The sequence below is a fragment of the Curtobacterium sp. MCPF17_021 genome, assembly GCF_003234605.2.
In the GTDB taxonomy this organism is placed as follows: Bacteria; Actinomycetota; Actinomycetes; order Actinomycetales; family Microbacteriaceae; genus Curtobacterium; species Curtobacterium flaccumfaciens.
In genome coordinates this window covers 317,652-341,957 of the sequence record NZ_CP126252.1, presented here as the reverse complement: position 1 = coordinate 341,957, position 24,306 = coordinate 317,652, and the positions used below count along the sequence as shown (strand labels likewise).

Below are 24,306 nucleotides of genomic sequence, written 5' to 3'. Positions count from 1 at the left end.
GGCTGTGAAAGCCCAGTGAGCCGGACTGCAGCCCGACCCCGAGGAGGTGCCCGATGGTCCTCGTCCTCGTCGCGTTCGCGATCGTCGCCCTGATCGTCCCCGCCCTGACCCCCGTCCTCGGCCGCCGCGTGTTCTACGTCGCGGCCCTCGCCCCCGCCGCGGCGGCGGTGCTGACGATCGCCCAGACCGACGCCGCCCTGCACGGCAGCGTCGTCGAACGGCACCAGTGGGTCCCCCAGCTCGACCTCGACGTCACGCTGCGGATGGACCCCCTGTCGTGGGTGCTCGCCCTCGTGGTGTCGATCGTCGGCGCGTTGGTGCTGGTCTACTGCGCCTCGTACTTCGCGCGGGACGAACCCGGGCTCGGTCGGTTCGCCGGGGTCCTGACCGCCTTCGCCGGCTCGATGTACGGGCTCGTGATCGCCGACGACGTCATCGTGCTGTTCGTCCTGTGGGAGGCCACGACGGTCTTCTCCTACCTGCTCATCGGGCACGACGCCGCGAAGCGTGCGAGTCGCGCCGCCGCCATGCAGGCGCTCGTGGTCACCACCGCGGGTGGTCTGGCGATGCTCGCGGGCCTCGTGATGCTCTCGGTCACGGCGGGCACGACCTCGCTGTCCGCGATCGTCGCCGATCCCCCGAGCGGCACGGTCGTCTCGGTGTCGGTGGTCCTCGTGCTGCTCGGGGCGCTCACGAAGTCGGCGATCGTGCCCTTCCACTTCTGGCTCCCCGCCGCCATGGCCGCACCCACACCGGTCAGCGCGTACCTGCACGCCGCGGCGATGGTGAAGGCCGGCATCTACCTGGTGGCCCGGCTCGCCCCCGCGTTCGCGCTGCTCGACGGCTGGCGCGAGACGATCACGCTGCTCGGCGTCGCCGGGATGCTCGTCGGCGGGTACCGGGCCCTGCGGCAGACCGACCTCAAGCTCCTGCTCGCCTACGGCACCGTGGCCCAGCTCGGGTTCCTCGTGCTCGCCGCCGGCTGGGGTGCCCCCGCGGTCGCGCTGGGCGGGGTCGCGCTGCTCGTCGCACACGCCGCCTTCAAGTCGACGCTCTTCCTGGTCGTCGGCGCGATCGACCACGTCACCGGCACGCGTGACCTCGGTCGACTCAGCGGGCTCGGGCGTGCCCGCCCGTGGCTGGCGGTCGTCGCGGTGCTCGCGCTGCTGTCGATGGCCGGGATCCCGCCGACGATCGGGTTCGTCGCGAAGGAAGCCGTGCTGACCGGGTTCACCGAGTCCCTGCACGGCCCCGACGCCGGCTGGGCCTGGTTCGCCCTGATCGGCGTGACCGTCGGTTCGGTGCTCACCGTAGCCTACTCGCTGCGGTTCCTGTGGGGCGCCTTCGCCCGCAAGCCCGGCGTCGCGACCACCGAGCCGCACGCCCTGCACGGCCTCGCCGTCGTGCCCTCGGTGCTCGCGCTGGCCGGGCTCGCACTCGGCCTGCTCACCCCGTTGGTCGCGCACGGCATCGAGCCCGCTGCCACGACCGCAGCGCTCGGCGGACAGGAGGTCCCGCACCTCGCGCTCTGGCACGGCCTCGAACCCGCACTCGGCCTGTCCGCGATCACCCTGGTCGGCGGCCTCGCACTGTTCGCCCTGCGCCGTCCGGTCGAAGCGCTCCAGCACCGGCTCGCGGGGTTCCCGAGCGCTGCGGGCACGTACCGGCACGGCATGCGACTGCTCGACCGCGGAGCGACCGGACTCACCGCGAGCCTGCAGCGCGGCTCGCTCCCCTACTACCTGACGGTGATCCTGTCGGTCTTCGTCGCCGGGGCGCTCGCCAACCTGGTGCTCGGCGGGCCGTGGGAGTTCCACGTCCGGTTCGCCGACTCGTGGGGCCAGATCCCGGTGGTGATCGTGATGTCGATCGCGGGCATCGCGGTGCTCACGGCGAAGACCCGGTTCGCCGCCGCGGTCCTGGTCGGCGTCACCGGCTACGGCCTCTCGGTGCTGTTCGTCCTGCACGGCGCCGTCGACCTCGCCCTGACGCAGCTCGTGGTCGAGACGGTCACCCTGATCGCCTTCGTCCTGGTGCTCCGACGGCTGCCCCCGCGCATCGCCACGACCAACCCGTCGCGGTTCCGGGTCGTGCGGGCGCTCTTCGCCGGGCTGGCGGGGCTGACGCTGGCGATCGTCGTCGTCGTTGCTGCCTCGGCCCGCACGGCACGCCCCCTCTGGCCCGACCTGCCCGCGCTGACGAGCTCGTTCGGGCACGGTCTGAACGTCGTGAACGTCGCCCTCGTCGACCTGCGCGGCTGGGACACCCTCGGTGAGCTCACGGTCGTGGTCGCCGCGGCCACCGGCGTCGCGAGCCTGATCTTCGTGAACTCGCGCGAGGACACCCTGCCCCGGCTGCGTGACCTGCCGGAGACCCTGACCGCGAACGGCGAGCGCACCGACGGCGAGCCCCGCGCCTGGCTGCCGACGAGCGCCGCGATCCCGACCGGCCGCTCCGCCCTGCTCGACGTGGTCGTCCGCCTGCTGTTCCACGGCCTCATCGTGCTGTCGCTCTACCTGCTGTTCGCCGGGCACAACTCGGCCGGTGGCGGGTTCGCCGGTGGCCTGGTCGCCGGCATCGCGCTCGCGGCCCGCTACCTGGCCGGCGGCCCGGCCGAACTCGGTGCAGCGGCCCCGGTGCGTGCCGGTCGCCTGCTCGGCCTGGGGGTCGCGACGGCGGCCATCACCGCGATCGTGCCGCTGTTCTTCGGCCGTGAAGCCCTGTACTCCGAGTTCTTCGAGGCCACCGTCCCGATCCTCGGACACGTCGAGTTCGTCACCGCCACGTTCTTCGACATCGGCGTGTACCTGGTCGTCGTCGGCCTGGTGCTCGACGTCCTCCGCAGCCTCGGCGCCGAGGTCGACCGGCAGCGCCTCGAGGACGCCTCGACCCCGACCCGCGACACCACCGAGGGATCCGTCAGCGACGCCCTCGATGCCCCCACCCCGGAAGGGAGCGCCACGTGACCGTCACCCTCGTCCTCGTGATCGCCATGGCGGTGCTGTTCTCGTGCGGCGTCTACCTGCTGCTCGAACGCTCCCTGACCCGGATGCTCCTCGGCTTCCTGCTGCTCGGCAACTCGCTCAACCTGCTGCTGCTGGTGATGTCCGGCGCCGCGGGCGACCCGCCGATCGGCAAGAGCGCCGAGGGCATCACCGACCCGCTCCCCCAGGCGTTCGCCCTGACCGCGATCGTGATCACCTTCGCCGTCAGCGCGTTCCTGCTGGCCCTGATCCACCGGTCGTGGCAGCTGTCCCGCGCCGACGAGGTCGAGGTCGACGAGGCCGACGCCGCGATCGGACGCGACCGTGACGAGCCGGCCGACGAGGACCCGGAGACCACCACCGACGCAGAACAGGAGGCGACCCGATGACCTGGCTCGTCCCGCTCCTCGTCCTCGTCCCGCTGCTCGGTGCCGCGGTCGCGCTCGGACTCCTCCGGCACCAGAAGCTCCAGCGTGCGATCACCGTCGTGGTGCTCGTCGTGGCCCTGGCCGTCGCCGCCACGCTCATGGTCCTGGTCGACCGGCACGGCACGATCGTGGTGCAGGTCGGCGGCTGGGACGCCCCCTACGGCATCTCGCTCGTCGTCGACCGGCTCAGCGCGCTGCTGCTCACCGTCAGTGCGAGCGTCCTGCTGCTCGTCCTGCTGTTCTCGATCGGGCAGGGTCTGGCCGCCGACGACGAGGACGCCCCGGTCACGATCTTCTACCCGACGTACCTGGTGCTCGCCGCCGGTGTGCTCGACTCGTTCATCGCCGGTGACCTGTTCAACCTGTACGTCGCGTTCGAGATGCTGCTGGTGGCGAGCTACGTGCTCATCACGCTGGGCGGCAGCGAACAGCGCGTCCGGGCCGGCACGACGTACATCGTCACGAGCCTGATCGCCTCGGCGATCTTCCTCGCCGCCATCGGGCTGGTCTACGGCGCCACCGGCACGGTGAACATCGCCCAGATCAGCGAGCGCGTCGCCGACCTGCCAGAGCACGTCCAGCTGCTCCTGCACACGATGCTGCTGATCGGGTTCGGCATCAAGGCGGCCGTGTTCCCGCTGGCGTTCTGGCTGCCGGACTCGTACCCGACCGCCCCGGCGCCGGTCACCGCGGTCTTCGCGGGCCTGCTGACCAAGGTCGGCATCTACGCGATCATCCGGCTCGAGACGGTGATCTTCCCGCGACCACAACTCAACGAGGTGCTGCTCGTCGTCGCCGCACTGACGATGGTGGTCGGGGTGCTCGGCGCGGTGTCGCAGACCGACGTGAAGCGGCTGCTGTCCTTCACGCTGATCAGCCACATCGGCTTCATGGTGATGGGCGTCGGACTCGGCACCGTCGCGGGGACGGCGGCAGCGGTGTTCTACACGGTGCACCACATCGTCGTGCAGACCACGCTGTTCCTGGTGTCCGGTCTGATGGAGCGCGTCGGCGGGACGACCTCGACCCGGTCGCTCGGCGGACTGCTGAAGGCCGCACCGCTGCTGGCCGCCCTGTACCTGATCCCCGCGTTCAACCTGGGCGGGATCCCGCCGTTCTCCGGCTTCATCGGCAAGCTCGGCCTGTTCCGCGCCGCCGCCGAGGACGGCTCCCCGATGGCGTACGTCACCATCGGGGCCGGCGTCGTCACCTCGCTGCTCACCCTGTACGCGCTCATGCGGGTCTGGGACGCCGCCTTCTGGCGGCCGAAGCCGGCGGCCGAGGCCGCCGCCCCGCACGCGACGAGTGCCGAACCGCACGCCCACCTGCGGTCGCCGGAACCGGCGCCGCTCACCGTCTCCGAGGAGACGGGTGAGGCGTACCACCCGGGAGGCTCGGTGACGGTCACCGACGCACCGCACGCGACCCGTGCCTCTCCCATCCGGCACGGCCGGTCCGCCGCTGGCGCGTCGGACAGGAACCGGCGGACGGGGCCCAGTCCGACCACCGGCGCGACCGAGGCGGTCGGCGAGGCTCCCGAGAAGGTGCGCCTGCCGCGCATGCTCGTCGGCGTGACGACCGTCGCGGTGCTCGGGTCCGTCGCGCTGACCGTCGTCGCCGGCCCGCTCTACGGCTACGCGACCCGCGCAGCGGAGTCGCTGGAGTCGCCCGACCGGTACGTGCAGGCCGTGCTCGGAGGTGAGCGATGACCGACGTCCGCCGCATCTCCAACGCCAGGCGGATCGCACTGGCGTGGCGCTACGACGTGCCCCTCGTCGCGGGACTCACCGTGCTCTGGGCGCTGCTCTGGGGGTCGTGGACCCCGCTGACGCTGCTGTGCGGCATCGTCGTGGCGCTCATCGTCACCCAGGCGCTGCCGCTCCCGCCGGTCCCCCTGTCCGCACGGTTCTCGATCGTGCACGTGCTGCGGTTCCTGGCGGTCTGGTCCGGGCTCGTCGTCGTGGCGTCCTTCCGGGTCGCCTGGGTCGCGTTCCGTCCCCGCGGTGTGCGGCGGAGCTCGATCACGCTCGTGCAGCTGCACTCCACGTCAGAGATGACCTTCACCCTGGCCACCCTCGCGATCTCGCTCGTGCCCGGCTCGTACGTCGCCGACGTGGACCTGCGGCGCCGTCGCCTGCTGCTCCACGTGCTCGACACCGAGCGCCTCGAGCAGGTCGAGGACGAACGCCGCGTCGCACTCCGGATCGAGGCCATGGTCATCCGCGCACTGGGATCCAAGCAGGACGTCTCCGAGCTGTCCGAGCCCCTGCCGGAGGTGACCCGATGAGCCCCGTCGTCGTCGTGATGGGCATCGCCGTCGCGCTCGTGCTCGCGCTCCTCGGGGCGACGTTCGCCCTCGCGGTGTTCCGCATCGTGCGCGGTCCGACCATCCTCGACCGCATGATCGGCTCCGACATGGTGCTGACCACCGTGCTCGTGGTGATCGCCGCCGCGATGGTCATCCGCCAGGACCTGACCGGCATCCCCGTGCTCGTGGTGATCTCGGCGACGAGTGTGTTCGCCACGGTCGCCGTCGCCCGGGCCGTCACGCCCTCGGCCGACCCGTCCGACGAGGGACTGACCGTCACCACCCCCGAGCGCGCCGAGGAGGACCAGTCGTGATCGAGATCATCGAGTCGTTCGTCGACGACGCCGGCATCCGGGCCTGGATCGCCATCGGGCTGCTGCTCGTCGGGTCGCTGCTGTCGCTCGGCGCCGGGGTCGGCATCGTCCGGTTCCCGGACCCGCTCGTCCGTCTGCACGCCATGGCGAAGCCGCAGGTGCTCGGGCTCGCACTCGCGCTGGCCGCCATCGTGGTCGCGGTGTGGACGTGGACGGCGTTCTGGGTCGTGCTGCCGATCATGGTGTTCCAGCTGTTCCTGGTGCCGGTGTCGACGCACATGATCGCCCGCGCCGGCCTGCGTGCCGACGACTACCGGCACGAGGACCTGCTCGTCGACGACACGGAGTCCTGACGCACCGACCTGACGGACTGGAGGCCCGTGGCGGCGTCGCCACGGGCCTCCGGTCCGTCAGGTGGTCACGTTCGCGGTCAGGCGGTCACGACCCGGCGCGGGAGCAGCAGGTTGCCGACCGCGGCGACCACGACGATCGCGGCGGAGACCGCCGGCAGCAGCATCGCTGCGGCGGTGCCGTGGTGCTCGGCGACGTCACCGGTGATCGCGGAGGCGATCGACTGGCCGACGATGACGGCGGACCCGAGGATCGTCATGGTGGTGGCGGACCGGCCGACCGGTGAGCGGTCGGAACCGAGGCTGTACTGGGCGACCAGGGTCGGCCCGATCCCGATGCCCATGATCGCGAGGATGACGCCCGCGGCGACGACGGAGCCGGCGCTGGCGAACGCGATCGCACCGGCGAGGAGCACGACGCCGAACACGAGCCAGCGCCAGCCGAGGCCGAAGGCCCGCGGGAACGCTGCCGACCCGAGCGCCAACCCGGCGGAACCGATGCCCATCAGGCCGTAGAGCAGGCCGGCCTGCGAGGCTTCGCCGTGGGTCTCCATGAAGGCCGTCAGCGAGGTGAGCGTCGAGCCGAAGAACAGGCCGATGCCGAGGATGCCGACGACCACGACGACGAGCCGCGGACGCAGGAGCTGCCGCGCGGGTGCCTGCGTCGACTCCGCGTGCTGGCCGACCACGAGCTTGCCGGTCGGGTGCAGCGCGAACGCCGTGACGAACACGAACGTCAGGACCGAGGCGCCGGCGACGGCCACCCACGGGGCGATCGCGCTGGCGAGGATGCCGACCAGGAACGGGCCGATGATGAAGACGGTCTCGTCGGCGGCGGACTCGTAGGCCATGGTGCCGCTGAGGGTCTTCTCGCGCCGCGCCGGGGCCATCCGCTGCCGGATGATCGCGACGAGCCGGGTGCGGGACATCGGGGCGACCTGCGGGGCAGAGGCGCCGATGCAGAACGCGACCGCGAGGACGGCGAGGTCGGGCGCGGTACCGCTGACGACGAATGGGAAGAACCCGAGCAGCGCCGCGTTCACCAGGCCGACGGGGACGAGCACCGCCCGCTGGCCGTAACGGTCCGCCGCGGCACCGACCATCGGGCCGAAGATCGCGGAGCCGATGCCGACGGCGGCGGAGTTGATGCCGCCGAGGGCGACGGAGTCACGGGCGGCGACGACGAGGGTCAGGACGCCGACCACCATCATCGCGAACGGGAGCCGGGCGATGAACGCCACGGGGAAGTACCAGCGGCCGGCGAGGGAGACGAGTGAGCGGTCCGGAGCGGGCGGGGCGTCGGTTGAGCGGGTCTGGAGCATCGGGGTTGTGCCTTCTCGGCCCGCCCGGTTCGGTGGCGGCGGACCCATCGGGTGCCGCCGTTGTCCGCCGGGATGCCGGCGGCCGGTAGATACACACTGCGTGTTGTCGAACGCTGTCGATGGTACCAACCGGCCGCCGCGCCCCGGAGGAGTTCGCTCCGGGCGCCGTCCCGGCGGTCAGCCGCGGCGCGGTCGCAGACCGTCGCCTGCGGCGCCGCCAGTCCACAGTTCGTGACCAGTCGGCGGGCGGCCCGCGTCGGGTCGTGACCGGCCCCCGCGGGCCGGCCACGCGACGCAACGCGACCGGACGACGGACGGGAGGCGCGTGGCGGCGTGCCCCGCGCCTCCCGTCCGCCGCGCCGCGCGCCCAGGGCACCGCAGCGGTCACGACACCCCGTCGGCCGTGCGCCGTGCGGTCGCAGACCGTCGCCTGCGGCGCGGCCAGCCGACAGTTCGTGACCGCTCGGCGGCGACCCGCGACGTGTCGTGACCAGCCGGCGGGATCCGCCGAGCAACGAGATGCGACCGGCCGAGGGACTGGTGCGGCGTGGGGCTCGGGTCAGGAGACCTCGCCCGCGCGGGCTCCCGCCCACAGGTCGACGTCGGTGATGCCGACCGAGTGCTCGTCGATGACGCGGAGCTCCTCGTCGGTGAACGAGGTGTTCGACAGCGCGGCGACGTTGTCCTCGAGCTGCGACACCCGCGAGGCGCCGATCACGAGTGAGGTCACCCGCTCGTCACGGAGCGCCCAGGCGAGGGCGAGCTGCGCGAGGGACTGTCCGCGCGCGGCCGCGACGTCGTTCAGGGCACGGAGGTGCTCGACGACCTCGGGCGTGATGCTCGACGCGTCGAGGGACTTGCCCGCTGCCGCGCGGGAGTCCTCGGGCACACCGTTCAGGTACTTGCCGGTCAGCAGCCCCTGCGCCAGCGCGGTGAAGCCGATGACGCCGAAGCCGAGCTCGCCGGCGGCGTCGAGCAGCCCCTCGGTCTCGATCCAGCGGTTGAGCATCGAGTACGAGGGCTGGTGGATCAGGAGCGGGGTGCCGAGGTCGCGGAGGATCTCGGCTGCCTGCCGACTGCGCTCGGCGTCGTACGACGAGATGCCGACGTACAGCGCCTTGCCCTGCTGGACCGCGGTGTGCAGGGCGCCCATCGTCTCCTCGAGCGGGGTCGAGGCGTCGAGGCGGTGCGAGTAGAAGACGTCGACGTAGTCCAGGCCCGTGCGCTGCAGCGACTGGTCGAGCGACGCGAGCACGTACTTGCGCGAGCCACCGCCCTGCCCGTACGGGCCCGGCCACATGTCCCAGCCGGCCTTCGTCGAGACGACCATCTCGTCGCGGTAGGGCCGGAAGTCCTCACGCATCAGGCGGCCGAAGTTCACCTCGGCGGCACCGTACGGCGGGCCGTAGTTGTTCGCGAGGTCGTGGTGGGTGATCCCGAGGTCGAACGCCCGGCGGCTGATGGCACGCTGGTTCTCGAAGGGCATGTCGTCCCCGAAGTTGTGCCAGTACCCCAGGGAGAGCAGCGGCAGGTCGAGGCCCGAGCGGCCGGTCCGGCGGTACGTCATCGAGTCGTAGCGGTCGTCACTGGCGATGTAGGTCATGGGACGAGCCTGGCACTCGATCGGACCCGGGCCTCGCATGCTTCGCTTCGCGGACCCATGATGGGTGCACGAGACCACGAGGAGACGACGATGGCACGGACGACGAAGACCGAGACCACCTTCACCGACGAGGAGCGTGCGGCGATGCAGGAGCACGCCGCGGAGGTCAAGCGTGCTCGCGGCACGAAGGGCACCAGGGCCGAGAAGGCCGCAGCCGACGCCGCTGCGGTCGAGGCAAAGATCGCCGAGATGCCCCAGCCGGACCGCGGGCTGGCGGAGCGCATCCACCGCATCGCGCTCGAGGTCGCGCCCGAGCTCGCGCCGAAGCTCTGGTACGGCATGCCCGCCTACGCCCGGGACGGCAAGGCGGTGTTCTTCTTCCAGGACGCCGCGAAGTTCAAGGCCCGCTACGCGACGCTCGGGTTCCAGGACTCGGCCGCGCTCGACGACGGCACGTTCTGGCCGACGTCGTGGGCGATCAGCCCCGAGTTCTCCGAGGCCGACGAGGCACGGGTGGCCGACCTGATCCGTCGCGCGGTCGGCTGACGGTGCTCGGGCTGGGCGCCGCTCCCGTCTTCGCCCTGCTGTTCCTGGTGCTGTACGTCCTGGGGCGGCGACGGGACCCGCGGATGCTCCGCAACGGGGTGTTCCTGACCGCGGCCGTGCTGTTCGGGCTCGCGACGGTCGTGGCCGTGCTGACCAGGGTGGTCCCCGGGTTCAGCCTGCTCGTCGCCGTGGTGCTGCTGCTCGTGCCGCTCGCCGTGGTGGTGCTCGGCGTCGCCCTGGTCGCGAACGGTCTGCAGATGCTCCGCGCCGAGGGACGCAGCGTCGGCAACCTGCTGTCGCTCGCCGCCGGGGTGGCGGTGTTCGTGCTGCCGGCCATCGCCATCGCCCTGCTCGTCTCGGGCAGCGGCGAGGGCTTCACACTGTGGGACGGCACGAGGATCGCGGTCGCCGTCCTGATGGTGTTCGTCTGCGGGTACTTCGCGCTGTCGCTGGTCGCGTTCGCCCTGTACTCCGTGGTCTACGGGCGGACGCGGCACGGCATCGTCCCCGACACGATCGTGGTCCTCGGCTCCGGGCTGGTGCACGGCGAGGTCCCGCCCCTGCTGCAGAGCCGGCTCGACCGGGCGCTCGGCGTCTACCGGGCCGAACGAGCCGCCGGACGCCATCCGCTCCTCGTGCCGTCCGGCGGACAGGGCGACGACGAACCCCGCCCCGAGGGCACCGCGATGGCCGAGTACCTGGTGGCGCACGGTGCCGACGCGGGCGACGTCGTCGCGGAGACCGCGTCGCGGAACACCCGCGAGAACCTGCGGTTCTCGCGGGACGTGCAGACGGCCGCCGGCCGGGACGGCCAGATGGTCGTGGTCACGAACAACTACCACGTGCTGCGGGCGGCGACCCTGGCCCGTCGCCTCGATCTGCCCGCCCAGGTCGTCGGCGCCCGCACGGCGGCCTACTACGTGCCGAGTGCGTTCCTGCGGGAGTTCGCCGCGGTGATCGTCGAGCACCGCTGGCTCAACGTGGTCGCCTGCACGCCGTTCGTGCTGTTCACGGGGTTCCTGCTCTGGGAGTCCTTCCAGCAGTAGGATCTCCACCATGGTCGAGATCCAGGCACCCCGGCCGACCGACCTGCTGCCCATCGGCGAGATCGTCCGCCGCACGGGCGTCGCCGCCTCGGCCCTGCACTTCTACGAGCGCAAGGGCCTGATCCGCCCGGAACGCACCGACGGCGGCACGCGGATGTACCCGCGGCACGTCGAACGGCGGATCGCGATCATCCAGGTGGCCAAACGCCTCGGTATCCCGCTCAGCGAGGTCGCCGAGCAGTTCGAGGCCCTGCCCGCCGACCGCATGCCCTCGCTGCGCGACTGGAACCGGTTGAACGAGCGGTGGCGCGCACGACTGCGGGCCCGCCAGCTCGAGCTCGAGCGCCTGCAGCAGGAGATGACGCAGTGCATCGGCTGCGGGTGCGTCTCGCTCGGGGCCTGCTCGGTCGTGAACCCCGGTGATGCCCTGGGCGACGAGGGGCACGGCGCGCGTCGCCTGCTGCCGATCCAGGACGAGGCGGCCGACGATGCCGACACCGCTGCCGACGACGCCGCTGCCGCCGCCGAGGACGCCGTCGCCTAGCCCGCGCGCAGTCCGTCGTCGATCCGCTGCAGCAGCTCCAGCGCCTCGACCGCACCCCGCTCGTCGCCACCGAGGGCCGTGCGGAGCTTGTCCGACCAGTGCCGGTAGAGCCGGTCGACGCTCTCCTGGGCCAGGGCGGTCGAGTGCAGCTGCACGGTCCGGGCGTCCGCCGGGTCCTGGCGCCGCTCGACCATGCCCTTCGCCACGAGCGACCGGAGCGCGACGCTGAGGTTGCTGCGCTGCAGGGCGGTCGCCTCGGCGGTGGCACTGGGCGAGGTGCCGGGGTTGCGGTTGATCCAGCGCATCACGAGCGCCTCGGTGCCGGTCAGCGGCACGATGTCGAGGGTCTCCGAGCCGTGCGGGTCGATGTCACGCGCGATCCGGAGCAGGACGTCCGCGAACTCGGCGAGGACGTGGTCGGACACGGCGGAGTGCATGACCGTACTGTACCGATCTCGGGCAATGAGTTATGCTTTCATAACAATGACCACGGACACCGGAACCATCCGCGCGACGATCGCGACACCCACGACCAAGCAGCAGGGCATCACGACCGCGCTGCTCCTGGTGCTCGGCCTGCTCAGTGCCGTCGCCCCCTTCGCCACCGACCTGTACCTGCCGGCGTTCCCGCAGATGACCACCGAGCTCGGGGCGAGCGCCACCGCCGTCCAGCTCACCCTGACCGCGTTCCTGGTGGGCGTGACCGCGGGCCAGCTCGTGTTCGGCCCGCTGTCCGACCGGTTCGGCCGCGTGCCGCCGCTCATCGCCGGCGCCGCGGTGTGCGTGCTCGCCAGCATCGCCGCGGTGCTCGCGCCGAACATCGGCGTGCTCATCGCTGCCCGCCTGCTGCAGGGCCTCGGCGGTGCGGCCGGCATGGTGATCAGCCGTGCGGTCATCTCCGACCTGGCGACCGGCAAGTCCGCCGCCCGCGCGTTCTCCCTCATGATGATCGTCGGCGGGGTCGCCCCGGTCGTCGCACCGCTGCTCGGCGGCCTGCTCACCGGTCCGATCGGCTGGCGCGGCCTGCTCTCGATCGTGCTCGGCCTGTCGGTCGTCATGCTCATCGCGGTCCTCGCCGTGATCCGCGAGACCCACCTGAAGGAACACCGCGACGCCCTGCGCGAGGAACGCCGTGGCTCGGGCTCGGCCCTGCGTGCCCTACGCTCCCGCACGTTCCTCGGCTACACCGCGGTGTTCGGCTTCGCGTTCGCCGTGATGATGGCCTACATCTCCGCGTCGCCGTTCCTGTACCAGGACATGATCGGCTTCGGCACGGTCGGCTACGGCCTGGCCTTCGGGCTGAACGCCCTGGCGCTGATGGGCGTCAGCATCCTGTCCGCCAAGCTCACCGCGACCCGTTCGGTCACGGGCGTGCTGTCGCTCGGCATCGTGCTGGTGCTCGCGTCGACCGTGGCGTTCGCGCTGCTCGTCGTGTCCGGGGCGCCGGTCATCTGGCTCGCCGTGCCGCTGTTCACCGCGGTGGGCTCGCTCGGCCTGGTGCTCGGCAACGCCACGGCACTCGCCCTCGGTGCCGTGCCCTCGGCCGCCGGCAGCGCCTCGGCCGTGCTCGGTGCCCTGCAGTTCGGGCTCGCGGCGCTCGTGTCCCCGCTCGTCAGCATCGGCGGCTCGGACACCGCGGCGCCGCTGGCGATCGTGATGCTCGCCGCCGCCGTGGTGGCCGTCGTGGCGCTGCTCGCGGCGCGGGGCCGGACCAGCACCCTCCGCTGACCCGGAACGACACTGTCGACGTCGTACGACATCGACAGTGTCGTTCCGCGTCGACCAGACCACCCGCAACCGCCCCAGCCCAAGCCGCCCGGCGTCAGCCCCGCCCCGGCCGCAGGAACGGCACCCGCGGCATGAGCCAGTCGACCCACACCACCCGCACCCCCGGCGCCACGGCGAGCGCCCACAGGATCGAGGCAGCGGCGTCGGTCGGGTAGTGCACCGCATCGATCGACACCGCGAAGAACACGATCACGATGGCCACGACCCCGAGCGTCAGGGCAAGCCGGTGCCACCGGGTCTCGCGGAGCAGCCAGATCAGCGCGATGACGAACGCCGTGATGTAGACCGTGTGCCCGCTCGGGTACCCGGGGTCGGGCTGCACGGGGAACGGGTGCGGCAGCACGGCGACGTCGGGCCGGGCGCGGTGCACGATCTCCTTCACGATCGCGGACGGCACCCACGTGATCGCGATGGTGCCGCCGAACGCCAGGGCCGGTCGCAGGTCGCGCGTGCGCCACCAGATCACGGCGACGACGACGACCGTGATCCCGATCGCCGGTGCCGGACTGATCACGTGGTAGACCGCCGTGCTGAACGCCCCGATGAACCCGGTGTGCAGCGCGTTGAGGGCTTTGGACAGCCCGAGGTCCACGGTGCCGAGGGTGAACCCGACGATGGTGATGACGACGACCGCGATGACGGCGATCGCCACCGAGACGAGCGGGTACGGCGAGCGCTCGAGGATCCCGTACGCGGCGCGCTCCCGTCGGCGGGGACGGAGGAGCGGCGCGTCGTCGGTCATCCCGCCATCGTCGCAGCACGACCCCGGCATCCCAGGGCGAGTGAGCCTCACAAAACTCCGAAAGCGTTCAGCGCAGCGGTCGCGAGTAGACAGGACGCATGCCAACCGTTGCCGAGAACATCGTCGCCACCCTCCGCGCCAACGACATCCACCGGGTCTACGGCCTGCCCGGGGACTCCCTGAACGGCTTCACCGACGCCTTGCGCAAGGACGGCACGATGCGGTGGGAGCACGTCCGTCACGAGGAGGCGGCCGCGTTCGCCGCCTCTGCCGAGGCCGCCCTGACCGGTGACCTGACCGTCTGCGCCGGCAGCTGCGGGCCCGGCAACCTGCACCTGATCAACGGCCTGTACGACGCGAACCGTTCGCGGGTGCCGGTGCTGGCGATCGCCGCGCACATCCCCACGGCGGAGATCGGCTCCGGCTACTTCCAGGAGACGCACCCGCAGGAGCTGTTCCGCGAGTGCTCCGTCTACGTCGAGTACGTCGCCGACCCCGTCCAGATGCCCCGCCTGCTCGAGATCGCGATGCGCGAGGCGATCGAGAAGCGCGGCGTCGCCGTGCTCGTGATCCCGGGCGACGTGCTGCTCGCCGAGGCGAAGGACGACCGCACCACCCGCATCGAGCGGGCCACCCCGCGCATCGTGCCGAGCGAGGCCGAGCTACAGCGCACCGCCGACCTGCTGAACGGTGCCGACCGGATCACGATCCTGGCCGGAGCCGGCGTCGCGGACGCCCACGACGAGGTCGTCGCCCTGGCCGAGCGGCTGCAGGCCCCGATCGTGCACGCGCTGCGTGGCAAGGAGTACATCGAGTACGACAACCCGTACGACGTCGGCATGACGGGGCTGCTCGGCTTCGCGTCCGGGTACCGCGCGATGGAGGACGCCGACGTCGTGCTCATGCTCGGCACGGACTTCCCGTACCAGCAGTTCTTCCCGGCCAAGGCGAAGCACGTGCAGGTCGACATCCGCGGCTCGCAGCTCGGCCGACGGCACCCCGTCGACATCGGGCTGGTCGGCACCGTCAAGGACACCGCCCTCGCCCTCATCCCGCTGCTGACCGGCTCGCACCCGACGAAGCACCTGGAGGACTCGCTGCGGCACTACCGGAAGACCCGCGAGAAGCTCGACGACCTGGCGGTGCCGGCCGGCAGGAAGAAGCCGCTGCACCCGCAGTACGTCGCCCGGGTGCTCGACCGGCTCGCCGCCGAGGACGCCGTCTTCATCCCCGACGTCGGCTCCCCCGTCGTCTGGGCCTCGCGCTACCTCACCATGAACGGGAAGCGCCGGCTGATCGGCTCGTTCGTGCACGGCACGATGGCGAACGCCGTCCCGCAGGCGATCGGTGCGCAGACGGCGTTCCCGGACCGGCAGGTGATCGCCCTGGCCGGTGACGGCGGGCTGACGATGCTCCTCGGTGAGCTCATCACGATCGTGCAGAACAAGCTGCCGGTGAAGATCGTCGTGTTCGACAACTCGTCGCTCAACTTCGTCGAGCTCGAGATGAAGGCCGCCGGCTTCGTGAACTACGGCACCGAGCTGCAGAACCCGGACTTCGCCGCCGTCGCCGAGGCGATCGGCATCAAGGGGTTCCACGTCGACGTGTCCGACGACTTCGAGGACGCCATGGCCGCCGCGCTCGCGCACGACGGCCCGGCGCTCGTGTCGGTCCGCGCGAACCGCCAGGAACTCTCCATGCCCCCGGCGGTCACGCTCGAGCAGGCGAAGGGCTTCACGCTCTACGCCATCCGCACGGTGCTGTCGGGTCGCGGCGACGAGCTGCTGGACCTCGCGTCCACCAACGCGCGCCAGCTGCTGTAGACGCGACCGGACGACGGCCTGGAGGCCCGTGGCGGCGCCGCCACGGGCCTCCAGGCCGTCACGACGTCACCACCCGAGCGTCTGGCCGTCCTCCAGGAACACGCCGGTGGGGCCCTCCGGGCCCGCGCTCGCGGCGGCCGCGATCGTCGCCGCGCTGACCTCGACGGGGCGACCGTGCGGGTTCGGCATGCCACCGAACTCGGTGGCCGTGTAGCCGGGCTCGATCGCGACGAAGTGCACCTCGGGCACGACGCGTGCGTACTGCACCGTCAGCATCGAGACGGCGGCCTTGGACGCGCCGTAGACCACGGCCGGCACGCTGAACGCCGGCTTCGACGGGTCGTGGGTGGCGGTGAAGGAGCCGAGCGCGCTCGAGAGGTTCACGACGATCGGGTTCGCGGAGCGACGCAGGAGCGGCAGCGCGGCCTCGGTCGCGCGGATCGTGCCGACGGCGTTCGTGTCGAAGACGGCGAGCGCCTCGGGCCCGCTCTGCCCCCAGACGGCGATGCCGGCGTTGTTGACCAGCACGTCGAGTCCGCCGTTCGCGTCGACGTGGGCGAAGGCCGCGGCGACCGAGTCGTCGTCGCGGACGTCGAGCTGGACGGAGCGGGCGCCGATCTCGGCGGCGACCGCGGCGCCCTGGTCGGCGTCACGGGCGCCGATCCAGACGGTGTGGCCCGCCTTGACGAGCTGGCGGGCGGTTTCCTTGCCGAGGCCGCGGGTGGCCCCGGTGATGAGTGTCGTTGTCATGGGTCCAGCGTCACGCTCGGCGACGACCGCAGGGAGTCGCCCGGTTGTCGTGGGACCAGCAGGGCCAGGACCCGGGCGCCCCTCGACGCGCAGACTGGGGACATGGCGGACACGGACTTCGGGCACACCCTGCGGCGACTGCGCGACCACGTCTCCCCCGAGGCGGCGGGAGTGGTCGTCGGGCCGCGTCGGCGTGCGACCGGTCTGCGGCGCGAGGAGCTGGCCGGGCTGGCGGGGATCTCCGCCGACTACCTGACCCGGCTCGAGCAGGGGCGGGCGACCTCGCCGTCCGCCCAGGTCGTCGAGGCGCTCGCGCGGGCGCTGCGGGTCGCCGATGCCGACCGCGAGCTGCTCTACCGGCTCGCCGGGCACGCGGTCCCCGGCGCCGACGTGGTGCCGTCGAGGATCCCACCGAGCGTGCAGCGACTGCTCGACCGCCTGGCGGACACCCCGGTCGCGGTGCTCGACGCCGCGGGGAACCTGCTCGTCGCCAACGCCCCGTACGACGCCCTGATGGGGCCGATCGGGGCGCTGCGCGGGAACGACCGGAACACCGCGTGGCGGCACCTGCTGGGGTCCGGCAGCCGCGCCGTGCACACGCCCGAGGAGCAGGCGGCGTTCGAGGCGAACCTGGTGGCGGGGCTCCGGATGACCGCGGCCCGCTACCCGCTCGACCGCCAGCTGCAGCAGCTCGTGCGGGACCTTCGGGCGGCGAGCCCGCGGTTCGTCGAGCTGTGGGACTCCGGCGCGACCGCGCTCGGCGAGACCGCCCGCCGGAAGGTGATCGACCACCCGGACGTCGGGCTGATCACGCTCGACTGCGACACCCTGGTCGTCGGGCCGGAGGACCTGCGGATCCTGGCGTACACGGCCGAGCCCGGATCGGTGGACGCGGAGCGGCTGGCCCTGGCGATCGTGGTGGGGACGCAGTCGTTGGTGGAGTGAGGCGGGGTTCGATTTCGGTGTGCCCCGACTCCGACGCGGCCGGACTAGCGAGCGGGCCGCACAGGTCTCCGCGGTGGGAGCGCAAGGGAACCACGACTGTGGAGGACGAGCAGGACCAGCCCGAGGGCCACCGGGAGTGCCACCAACTCGACGGACCCGCTCCCGACGTCCATCGCGCGGACTTCGTTCACCGCGAGCGCCCCGACGTACGGGACGAGACTCAGGACGATCGTGAACGCTGTCCGCCACCACCGCATGATCGCGAGAACGACGGCGCTGATCTCGAGCACTGCCGTCCCGTACCAGGCGTAGAGGTTCCCATCCCACAGGGACCGGCTGTACTGCCACTGTCCGGGATCGCTGACGCTGCAGTAGCTGAGGGCGCCGAGCAGGAACCATCCGACGGCTGCTGCCGCGGTGTGCTGGGAGCGGTGCGGGCGTCCGAGGACCGCGACGACCGCGCACGCGCTGAGCAGGAGCAAGGTCGCCCGGTCGACACTCCAGACGCCCGGGTAGCGGTTCAGGAGGTACGGCGACACGGTCCCGAGCAGCACGGACACCAGCAGGACGACGCGCCCGACGTTCCACCGGCCGGAGAGCGCAGTGACGAGGGCGATCACCCAGAGCGCCGCGAACACGAAGCCCGTGTCGCGGAAGGGTCCGACCTGCACCATCGATCCCGGAGCCGGGTTGCCGGTGATCCACGGCGCCCAACTCGAGAACAGGAACTCGGCGAGAGCAAGCCCGGTGCCGAGGGTCAGGGCCACCGTGCTCGCGGGGTTCCGCACATCGGCCACCACGAGCCCGTCGAGCCGCAGGCCCACGCCGTGCTCGGCGATGGCCCGACGTTCCTGGCGGGTCGGACGCTCTCGGCCTTCGCCCTCGGCGACGTCGAGGAGTGTCCCGACGAGCGCGTCGGCGTTCGCGGAACGCCACGCAGCCGGGTACCAGGCGAGCAGTCGCCGGTACCGAGCTTCGAGTTCGGCACTCATGCTCCGGCCACCTTGCCGGAGATGCTCGACGTGCGCGGCAGACGGGCACGCACCGCGCGCAGCCTGACCTCGAGTCGCTCGGTCTCCAGCGCGAGCCGCTGTTCGCCCTGGGTGGTGAGGGCGAAGTAGCGCCGGAGACGCCCCCCAACGACTTCGTCTCCGGCGCCGGTCACCAGTCCGTCCTGTTCGAGACGTTCCAGTGTCTTGTACAGCGTCGTCACCGGCAGGCCGACGTCGCCCTCCGTGAGCTCGGTGACGGCCTGGATGATGCCGTACCCGTGGAGCCGTCCCCGGGCGAGGGTGGTCATGACCCAGAACGCCGGCTCTCGCAACTCTGCTGTTCGCACGGTGAGACCATATGCCCGAAATGGGAATATTTCCACCTCTCCAGGTGAGCGCTGCGACGACTGCGGCGCGATGCCGCTCCCCCACTTCGCGGGTGATGCCTGCCCTCGGGCTCAAAGACGCTTCACAGGTTGGCTACGATCCGAGGGCGCCGGCTTCCGGCGATCGCACTCGTCCGGCCGTTGTCGGACGGCACACCCGAGGGGACAACCCGTGCCACACAGCACCGCAACACTCCGACGCGCATGCGCGATCGGCGCGACGATCGCCGTCATCGGCCTGAGCACCGGCTTCGGGGCGCTGTCTGCCTCGGCGGCAGAACTGCCGGAAGCAGCACCGGCGACCGCGTCAGCCGGCTCGGCCGCGGCCCCCACCGAGGACACCGCGCCCGGAACCGGCACGGACTCCGGCACCGGCACCGGCACCGGCACCGATGAGGAGACCGCAGCAGCGTCGCCCGACGCGACGACTCCTGTCGTCCCGGTTCCGGATGCCGCCGAGGACACGGAGGTGCCCGCGGACGAGACCACCGCGCCCAGCAGCGCTCCGGCCGCCCCGGCGACGTCTGCTCCCGCCGTCGCCGACCCCACCGCGACCATCGCCGGGGATGCGACCGTGGGCAGCACCCTCACCGCGACGGGGACGGGCTTCACCGGCACGCTCTCCTACGCGTGGACGGGTGACGGCACCACGCTCCCCGTCACGACCGAGTCCTACCTCGTCCTCCCTTCGGACGCCGGCAAGGTCATCGCCGTCACGATCACGGGCGACGACGACCAGACAGCAACGGCGTCGACCGCTGCGGTGACACAGGCCGCCTCGTTCCCCGAGGCGACCACCGAGGACGAGCCGGTCATGCTGTCCACGACGGCCGGGGAACGGTTCACCCACACGTTCGCCGCGGACGGGTTCCCGAAGCCGACGTACTCGGTGGAGTACTTCTCGCTCGACGACCCGTACGCCGACGAGACCGATCAAGACGAATCTGGTTACCTCCCCTACGGTCTGTCGCTCGACCACTCCACCGGGGTGCTGTCCGGCACCTCTGACTACTCGGGCACGTACGCCTTCCGCATCGTCGCGACCAGCGGCACGACGATCGCATCGCAGTACGTGAACCTCACGACGGACGCCTCGGCACCGCTCGGCGTGCGGGTCACGGCCGAGGACAAGGACACCTTCCTCACCGCGCACTCCACGAGCTGGGTCATCGAGCGCGACGGCACCGTCTGGACCTTCCAGAACGAGACCACCCCCGAGCCCGACGGCGGTTACAGCTCCATGGGCGTGGGCTTCGAGGGTGGGCGGCCGACCATCGACCAGGGCGGCACGCTCCTGGTCGGCGGGAGCCTCGTCGATCGTTTCGGCAACGAGGTCGACGGCGCCGACGGCTACCCGGCACCGTTCACGGTGACGTCCGACCACACCTCCGACGTCATCGTCCCGAACACCGACCCGTGGGCAGGTGCCGAAGTGACGTTCCCGCACGCGTCCACCCATGCCCTGACCGTCGCGTCGAGCCGCTTCGCGACGGCGTTCACGGTGGACGTCCGTCCGACCGCTTCGACGGTGGCGACCCCTGTCGCTCCGACGAGCGCGGTCTCCGCCGCCGTCCCGACCGGCCAGCTGGCCTACACCGGGAGCGACGCGATGCAGCTGCTGCCGTGGGCTGCGGGACTCGCGCTGACCGGCGTCGGCGTGATCGCGCTGCAGGCCCGTCGTCGGAAGCGATCCTGACCCACCACCGATGAACGACCGAGGGGCCCAGCGCGTGCTGGGCCCCTCGGTCGTTCGCTGCGAGCCCGCCTGAACCCTTCGGAGAAGGCCCACAGGTCGGGTCCTTCGCCCTTGTCCGGCTCGGACACCGTCCATAGGCTACCGCTGTCAGACGATCGTCTGACTCCAGAACGGGACGAGGACGGGCATGAACGACGACACGCAGGTCAGCATGAACCGGGTGCACTGGGACGGTGGCGTGCCGCGCAGTGCGGTGGACGCGCTGCTGCACGACGGCGGGCTGGCGGTGGTCCCCACCAAGGTCGGCTACATCCTGATGACCTCGGACCGCGCGGGTCTGGAGCGGAAGTTCGACGCGAAGGAACGCAACCGCAACAAGCCGGGCGTCGTGCTCGTGAGCTCGCTCGAGATGCTCCGGAGCATCGCGCAGCTCACCCCCGAGATCGACGCCCTGTACCAGCGGTGCTGGGACGAGGACATCCTGCTCGGGTGCATCCTGCCCTGGAGTGACGAGGGCCGAGCGGCGTTGCCGGCGGACGGCTCCGACGAACTCATGATGGACACCCGCGGGACGTCCTGCTTCGTCATCAAGTTCGGCGTCCCCGGTGAGCTCGCCGCCCGCGAACTCTGGACCGAGCACGGCAAGTTCGCCTTCGCGAGCTCGGCCAACCCGTCGGGCACCGGCAACCGTGGCGTGGTCGACGGCATCGGCGAGCGCATCGCCGAGCGCGCCGACGTGATCGTCGAGGCGGACGACTACGTCGCGTCCATCCAGCCGGAGCAGAGTGCCGAGACCCGCTACGAGCAGGGCGTCATGGTGTCGATGGTCGACAGCACGGGGACCCTGATCCCGCTGCAGGACGGACGCCGATCGGTCGTCCCCGCACCGACGCTGATCCGCAAGGGGCTCGACGTCGACCGGATCATGGGGCTGCTCGCGGACACGTTCACGAGCTGGGACTACCGGCAGGGTGAGTACTACTGAGCCCGCACGAGAGGACTTCCGTGGGCCGGAGACGCCTGTCGCGTGAGGACGCCTCGAGCCGCATCACCGCGTTCGTGTACGGCAACATCGTGATCCTCGGCACGATCGCACCCATGCTCCCGGACACCGCCGAGAGCGGTCGGGGGCTCTGGTACGTCCTCGCCACCGCGTTCTCGACCTTCCTCGCACACACCTTCGCCGAATCGGTCGGACGACGTGCGCGGAGCGACCACCGCCTCACCGGGGAGACCGTCCGCGCCGAGCTGCGAGATTCGCTGCCCATCCTCACCTCCGGTTTCCTGCCGGCTGCCGTCCTCGCCTACGCCTGGCTGACCGGCACGTCCGGGCTCGCGGCCGAGATCATCGCGATCGCGTACCTCGTGGTCCGGCTCGCCCTCCTCGGGCCCGTCGTGGCCAGGCTCCGCGGGGAGAACCCGTCCCCGCGGACGTTCGTGGCCGGTCTCGTCCTCGCGCTCGTCGGTGTCGGCATCGCGCTGGTCAAAGCGGGTCCGGGCTTCTGAGGCGAGCGTGCGCGGGAGCGCGGGAGCGCGGGAACCTCGACGCCTCGCGCCGTCACGTGGCCTGGCCGTCGGCGACGGCCGCGACGGCTTCGATCTCGACCAGCTGGTCGTCGTAGCCGAGCACCGTGACCCCGAGCAGGGTGCTCGGCACGTCGTGCGCGCCGAAGGCATCGCGCACCACCTGCCATGCGGTGACGAGGTCGGCCTGCCGCGAGGACGCCACGAGCACCCGGGTGCTCACGACGTCCTCGATGGACGCACCTGCGGCACGCAGCGCCTCCTGCATCGTCTCGATGCACCGGGCAGCCTGGCCCGCGTAGTCGCCGACCGCGACGGTCGACCCGTCCGGGGCCAGCGGGCAGGCCCCGGCGAGGAACACGAGCCGCGTCCCGGCCGGCACGGTGGACGCGTACGCGTACTGCGCCGCGTCGCTCAGGACGTCGGACCGGATGAGGCGGACAGTGCTGGCCATGCCCGTCATCCTGCCAGGGAGGCCCGGAGCGTTCGGCGTCAGGCTCCGGCGCCGCCGTCCACGGGGACGATCGCCCCGGTGACCATCGACGCGCGATCACTGAGCAGCCAGGCCGCGACCTCGGCGACCTCCTCGGGCTCGGCCATCCGACCGAGCGGCACCGTGGCGTTGATCTGGTCGACGATGCCCGGTGTCGCCGCCTCCCACGCGTCGATCATCTCGGTCGCGGTGCCGCCGGGGGTGATGCCGTTCACCCGGATGTGCGCCGGAGCCCAGGTGACGGCCGCGGTCTCGGTGATGCTGTTCAGCGCACGCTTCATCGCACCGTAGGCGGGCAGCGCCGGGTTGGCGCGGCGGCTGCCGATGCTCGAGGTGTTGACGATGGCGCCACCCGCGCTGCGACGCATCAGTTCGGCTTCGGCGTTCATCGCCACCCAGTGTCCGCGGAAGTTCACCGCGAACTGGGTGTCGATGTCCTCGTCGGTGGTGGTGTCGAGCGGCCCGGGCTGCTGGATGGTCGCGCCGTTGTTGAAGGCCCCGTCGAGCCGACCGTGCAGCTCGTCGACGCGGGCGACCGCTGCACGGATGCTGGCGGGGTCGGCGAGGTCGAGTGCGACGGCATCGGCCGTGCCCCCGGCCGCTCGGACGTCGGCGACGACGGCGTCGAGTGCGGCGGTGCTGCGGGCGGCGAGGACGACCCGGGCGCCCTCCCGAGCGAAGAGCCGGGCGGCCGCCGCACCGATGCCGCGGCTCGCGCCGGTGATGAGGACGACCTTGTCGGACAGGAGGCCGATGGGACTGGTGGTGGTGGTTTCGTTGTTCACGGGACCAGCGTCACGCCGGACGACTGCCCGGATACAGGTACGAGCGGTACCAGGATCCGGGCGCCGAACCGGTGGAGACTCGTGCCATGGACAAGCCGGAACTCGCCGTGTTCCTCCGCTCTCGACGCGAACGCCTGCGCCCCGAGGACGTCGGGCTGCCGTCGGGGCCACGACGTCGGACGCCCGGGCTCCGTCGTGAGGAAGTAGCGGTCCTCGCCCACATCTCCACCGAGTACTACGTCCGGCTCGAGCGGGGTCGCGCACCCCGACCCTCCGCCGAGGTCCTCGCGGGCATCGCCGGGGCGCTCCTGCTCACCTCGGCGGAGTCCGACCACCTGCACGCACTGGCCGGCACGGCCGCACTGCAGCTGGGCCGGGTACGCCGCGACGTCCGGCCGAGCATCCTCGCGCTGGTGGACCGGCTGCCGCAGACCGCTGCGATCGTCCTGTCCGCCACCTTCGACGTGCTCGCGTGGAACCCCCTCGCTGCAGCGCTCATGGAGGACTTCTCGGTGCTCGACCCGGCCGAGCGGAACCTGGCACGGCGGGCGTTCCCCGCACACCCCGGTCCGGAGACTCCGCCGCCCTACGGGATCTCCGACGGCGCCGAGTTCCGGCGCCACGTCGTCATGCAGCTCCGAGCGGCCCGGACCCGGTACCCGGACGACCCCGCCGTGGGCAACCTGATCGAGGAGCTCGGTGCGGGCGACAGCGAGTTCGGGCGGCTCTGGGACCAGCACGACGTGCAGATGACGTCCGTGCTCACCAAGACCTTCCAGCACCCGTCGGTCGGATCGGTCACGGTCGACTGCGACAGCCTCGCGCTCACCGACCGCGACCAGCACCTGGTGCTCTACACGGCCCCGGTCGGCTCACCCGACGCCGACGCCCTGTCGCTCCTCGGGCTGCTCGCGGCCGAGCAGGTCCGGTCCTAGGC

General features: G+C 71.7%; 25 protein-coding genes. 16 read left to right on the top strand and 9 right to left on the bottom strand.

What is annotated here, in order from left to right; all coding sequences use genetic code 11:
- Positions 1–53: 53 nt before the first annotated feature.
- The 6 genes from DEJ29_RS01670 to mnhG are packed head-to-tail and all read left to right on the top strand — an operon-like array spanning position 54 to position 6,387.
- On the top strand, positions 54–2,966 hold the full coding sequence (locus tag DEJ29_RS01670) for a Na+/H+ antiporter subunit A (RefSeq protein WP_111094363.1): 2,913 nt from the start codon (positions 54–56) through the stop codon (positions 2,964–2,966).
- Entirely contained in the window at positions 2,963–3,373 is a 411-nt protein-coding gene (locus DEJ29_RS01665; protein WP_017887553.1) for a Na(+)/H(+) antiporter subunit C, read from the top strand. The genes DEJ29_RS01670 and DEJ29_RS01665 overlap by 4 nt, the downstream gene beginning before the upstream one ends.
- On the top strand, positions 3,370–5,121 hold the full coding sequence (locus DEJ29_RS01660; protein ID WP_111094364.1) for a Na+/H+ antiporter subunit D: 1,752 nt from the start codon (positions 3,370–3,372) through the stop codon (positions 5,119–5,121). Before DEJ29_RS01665 ends, DEJ29_RS01660 begins: the two co-directional genes overlap by 4 nt.
- Entirely contained in the window at positions 5,118–5,699 is a 582-nt protein-coding gene (locus DEJ29_RS01655) for a Na+/H+ antiporter subunit E (RefSeq protein ID WP_111028654.1), read from the top strand. Before DEJ29_RS01660 ends, DEJ29_RS01655 begins: the two co-directional genes overlap by 4 nt.
- Entirely contained in the window at positions 5,696–6,034 is a 339-nt protein-coding gene (locus tag DEJ29_RS01650) for an MrpF/PhaF family protein (protein WP_111094365.1), read from the top strand. The genes DEJ29_RS01655 and DEJ29_RS01650 overlap by 4 nt, the downstream gene beginning before the upstream one ends.
- Positions 6,031–6,387, top strand: coding sequence for a monovalent cation/H(+) antiporter subunit G (gene mnhG / locus DEJ29_RS01645; protein ID WP_071245814.1), 357 nt, complete (start codon positions 6,031–6,033; stop codon positions 6,385–6,387). The genes DEJ29_RS01650 and mnhG overlap by 4 nt, the downstream gene beginning before the upstream one ends.
- A 77-nt stretch (positions 6,388–6,464) precedes the next feature.
- Here the strand turns inward: mnhG and DEJ29_RS01640 are convergent, their stop codons facing one another.
- Positions 6,465–7,706, bottom strand: a complete 1,242-nt coding sequence (locus DEJ29_RS01640) for an MFS transporter (RefSeq protein WP_111094366.1) — start codon at positions 7,704–7,706, stop codon at positions 6,465–6,467.
- A gap of 559 nt (positions 7,707–8,265) precedes the next feature.
- On the bottom strand, positions 8,266–9,309 hold the full coding sequence (gene mgrA, locus DEJ29_RS01635) for an L-glyceraldehyde 3-phosphate reductase (protein ID WP_111047715.1): 1,044 nt from the start codon (positions 9,307–9,309) through the stop codon (positions 8,266–8,268).
- Positions 9,310–9,399: 90 nt separating this feature from the next.
- Between mgrA and DEJ29_RS01630 the strand changes: the two genes are divergently transcribed.
- From DEJ29_RS01630 to soxR, 3 genes are read left to right on the top strand one after another with little or no spacing between them, the layout of a single operon-like run.
- Positions 9,400–9,855 (top strand): iron chaperone, encoded by a 456-nt coding sequence (locus DEJ29_RS01630; protein WP_220037086.1) that lies wholly within the window; start codon positions 9,400–9,402, stop codon positions 9,853–9,855.
- 2 nt (positions 9,856–9,857) lie between these two features.
- Positions 9,858–10,901, top strand: coding sequence for a YdcF family protein (locus tag DEJ29_RS01625; protein ID WP_258375895.1), 1,044 nt, complete (start codon positions 9,858–9,860; stop codon positions 10,899–10,901).
- 10 nt (positions 10,902–10,911) lie between these two features.
- Positions 10,912–11,445: a redox-sensitive transcriptional activator SoxR gene (soxR, locus tag DEJ29_RS01620; RefSeq protein ID WP_111094367.1), complete on the top strand. Its 534-nt coding sequence runs from the start codon at positions 10,912–10,914 to the stop codon at positions 11,443–11,445.
- Here soxR and DEJ29_RS01615 read toward each other — a convergent pair.
- Positions 11,442–11,882, bottom strand: coding sequence for a MarR family winged helix-turn-helix transcriptional regulator (locus DEJ29_RS01615; protein ID WP_258375896.1), 441 nt, complete (start codon positions 11,880–11,882; stop codon positions 11,442–11,444). The two genes, soxR and DEJ29_RS01615, sit on opposite strands and share 4 nt — an antisense overlap.
- A gap of 46 nt (positions 11,883–11,928) precedes the next feature.
- Here DEJ29_RS01615 and DEJ29_RS01610 point away from each other — a divergent pair, with 46 nt between their 5' ends.
- On the top strand, positions 11,929–13,173 hold the full coding sequence (locus DEJ29_RS01610) for a multidrug effflux MFS transporter (RefSeq protein ID WP_111094368.1): 1,245 nt from the start codon (positions 11,929–11,931) through the stop codon (positions 13,171–13,173).
- 94 nt (positions 13,174–13,267) lie between these two features.
- On the opposite strand, the gene DEJ29_RS01605 is transcribed toward DEJ29_RS01610, so the two are convergent.
- On the bottom strand, positions 13,268–13,975 hold the full coding sequence (locus DEJ29_RS01605; RefSeq protein WP_181438130.1) for a phosphatase PAP2 family protein: 708 nt from the start codon (positions 13,973–13,975) through the stop codon (positions 13,268–13,270).
- A gap of 98 nt (positions 13,976–14,073) precedes the next feature.
- Here DEJ29_RS01605 and poxB point away from each other — a divergent pair, with 98 nt between their 5' ends.
- Positions 14,074–15,798, top strand: a complete 1,725-nt coding sequence (gene poxB, locus DEJ29_RS01600; RefSeq protein WP_111094370.1) for a ubiquinone-dependent pyruvate dehydrogenase — start codon at positions 14,074–14,076, stop codon at positions 15,796–15,798.
- Between the two features lie 66 nt (positions 15,799–15,864).
- On the opposite strand, the gene DEJ29_RS01595 is transcribed toward poxB, so the two are convergent.
- A complete protein-coding gene (locus DEJ29_RS01595) occupies positions 15,865–16,548 on the bottom strand; it encodes an SDR family NAD(P)-dependent oxidoreductase (RefSeq protein WP_111094371.1) in 684 nt (227 codons plus the stop codon).
- A gap of 102 nt (positions 16,549–16,650) precedes the next feature.
- Here DEJ29_RS01595 and DEJ29_RS01590 point away from each other — a divergent pair, with 102 nt between their 5' ends.
- Positions 16,651–17,493: a helix-turn-helix transcriptional regulator gene (locus tag DEJ29_RS01590; protein ID WP_111094372.1), complete on the top strand. Its 843-nt coding sequence runs from the start codon at positions 16,651–16,653 to the stop codon at positions 17,491–17,493.
- A gap of 44 nt (positions 17,494–17,537) precedes the next feature.
- Here DEJ29_RS01590 and DEJ29_RS01585 read toward each other — a convergent pair whose 3' ends face one another.
- A complete protein-coding gene (locus DEJ29_RS01585) occupies positions 17,538–18,485 on the bottom strand; it encodes a hypothetical protein (RefSeq protein ID WP_111094373.1) in 948 nt (315 codons plus the stop codon).
- Positions 18,482–18,793 (bottom strand): PadR family transcriptional regulator, encoded by a 312-nt coding sequence (locus DEJ29_RS01580; protein WP_111094374.1) that lies wholly within the window; start codon positions 18,791–18,793, stop codon positions 18,482–18,484. The genes DEJ29_RS01585 and DEJ29_RS01580 overlap by 4 nt, the downstream gene beginning before the upstream one ends.
- Before the next feature lie 250 nt (positions 18,794–19,043).
- Here DEJ29_RS01580 and DEJ29_RS01575 point away from each other — a divergent pair, with 250 nt between their 5' ends.
- The 3 genes from DEJ29_RS01575 (at position 19,044) to DEJ29_RS01565 (ending at position 22,073) form a co-directional block, all read left to right on the top strand.
- Positions 19,044–20,567, top strand: a complete 1,524-nt coding sequence (locus DEJ29_RS01575; protein ID WP_181438131.1) for a putative Ig domain-containing protein — start codon at positions 19,044–19,046, stop codon at positions 20,565–20,567.
- Between the two features lie 187 nt (positions 20,568–20,754).
- Positions 20,755–21,552 (top strand): L-threonylcarbamoyladenylate synthase, encoded by a 798-nt coding sequence (locus DEJ29_RS01570; protein ID WP_111054793.1) that lies wholly within the window; start codon positions 20,755–20,757, stop codon positions 21,550–21,552.
- Between the two features lie 20 nt (positions 21,553–21,572).
- On the top strand, positions 21,573–22,073 hold the full coding sequence (locus DEJ29_RS01565) for a hypothetical protein (protein ID WP_258320882.1): 501 nt from the start codon (positions 21,573–21,575) through the stop codon (positions 22,071–22,073).
- Between the two features lie 52 nt (positions 22,074–22,125).
- Here the strand turns inward: DEJ29_RS01565 and DEJ29_RS01560 are convergent, their stop codons facing one another.
- Together DEJ29_RS01560 and DEJ29_RS01555 are read right to left on the bottom strand one after the other, a co-directional pair.
- Complete coding sequence (locus DEJ29_RS01560; protein WP_111094376.1) at positions 22,126–22,545, bottom strand: Rid family hydrolase; 420 nt, start codon at positions 22,543–22,545, stop codon at positions 22,126–22,128.
- Between the two features lie 38 nt (positions 22,546–22,583).
- Positions 22,584–23,369, bottom strand: a complete 786-nt coding sequence (locus DEJ29_RS01555) for an SDR family NAD(P)-dependent oxidoreductase (RefSeq protein ID WP_111094377.1) — start codon at positions 23,367–23,369, stop codon at positions 22,584–22,586.
- An 86-nt stretch (positions 23,370–23,455) separates the two neighbouring features.
- On the opposite strand from DEJ29_RS01555, the gene DEJ29_RS01550 reads away from it, so the two are divergent.
- Positions 23,456–24,304, top strand: a complete 849-nt coding sequence (locus DEJ29_RS01550) for a helix-turn-helix transcriptional regulator (RefSeq protein WP_111094378.1) — start codon at positions 23,456–23,458, stop codon at positions 24,302–24,304.
- Positions 24,305–24,306: the final 2 nt, after the last annotated feature.